The organism is Streptococcus sp. 79 (genome assembly GCF_013277425.1).
In the GTDB taxonomy this organism is placed as follows: domain Bacteria; phylum Bacillota; class Bacilli; order Lactobacillales; family Streptococcaceae; genus Streptococcus; species Streptococcus pseudopneumoniae.
Map to the genome: position 1 here is coordinate 1 of NZ_VMMW01000086.1, position 1,141 is coordinate 1,141.

General features: G+C 43.6%; 2 protein-coding genes. Both read right to left on the bottom strand.

What is annotated here, in order from left to right:
* Nucleotides 1-267, bottom strand: a 267-nt coding sequence (locus tag HT729_RS11795) for a hypothetical protein (RefSeq protein ID WP_205380681.1), incomplete at its 3' end; no start/stop codon positions are given.
* A gap of 8 nt (nucleotides 268-275) precedes the next feature.
* On the bottom strand, nucleotides 276-1,058 hold the full coding sequence (locus HT729_RS09985; protein WP_119947539.1) for a hypothetical protein: 783 nt from the start codon (nucleotides 1,056-1,058) through the stop codon (nucleotides 276-278).
* Nucleotides 1,059-1,141 lie beyond the last annotated feature (83 nt).

Genomic DNA, 1,141 nt, shown 5'->3' on the forward strand with positions numbered 1-1,141 from the left:
TGTACCAGTTAGATATATGACTCCTCGGTTATACATATCAGCCTGAATTCTTATTAATTTGCTATTATTGAGTTGTACATATCGTATAGCAGCAACCTTAATATCATTACCTTTAATATCAATATTGTACCCACCCCAGTACTGCCACATTCTTGTGTTTAACACTTCCAATAATAATGACGGTCCACTCGACCACACCAACCTATCGCCAATATAGCGCTTGACAATCTCTCTACTTCCTAACATGATTCTTACTCTATCTCTCATAGCTTCACCTACTTAAAAATATCGTAAATCGTGTGAGGGTCTTTGGTAGTAATAGCATCGTACTGCTCTTGCGTACCGGCCCAATAGTTGAGTGCCTGCGAACCGTTCTGATTGACAATGTTCTGACCTGGAACTCCACTTCGCCCTTGTTCACCATCGTTGACATTATCCAAATGGGTAAAAGCAGAGGCTCTCAATCCTCTGTAATTCACTTCAATGCGAACTTCAAACCAACCACCAGAACGCTGAGAAGCACTCCATGTGCCAAATTTTCCTGCTGAATCAGGGGTCTGATTTCTCAAAGAACGCCAGTTTGTATAGCCAAAACCACGGTAGTAATAATCAAGAGTATAGCCGCTCGTGACTGCTTCGCCATCGTAGAATACATCCGCAAACAGATTCAATCGACTAGTAGAGCCATTCTTATAAGAACCCTCAATACGAACGCTGGCATTCAAACTATGCCCATTATCCCCTTTTAAGCTATCCCGTTGAGTCGGTGTCAGCGTATCGAATGATGGACGATTTTCTAAGGCGGAAATCCTAGCCTTGATGGGGATATCATTGTACAACTCCCATTTTTGGGCATAAGTAGACAAGTCTTGGTGGGAGGTCAAGTAGCCTTTCTCTTCCAGCTCCGCTTTTGTAACGAGGGTTTCTGGATGGACTCTCGGTCTACTCTCAAGGGTGTCCAGTCTTTTCTTAACCTCCCTATCCTTTAGCTCTGAGTCTTCTTTGATAGCCTTGACATCCTCACCGATTGCTCTTGCTAGATTTTCAAGGTTACTCATAGCACTCACGCTTTCGCTGCGTTATAGGTTGCGACCAAGTCAAGGTTGGCAATCTGGTCTACACGTCCGCTGACTTCAGTTAC

Bases quoted from the DNA above. Each gene is read 5' to 3' on its own strand.
- HT729_RS09985 (WP_119947539.1), bottom strand. From the start codon at position 1,058: ATGAGTAACCTTGAAAATCTAGCAAGAGCAATCGGTGAGGATGTCAAG.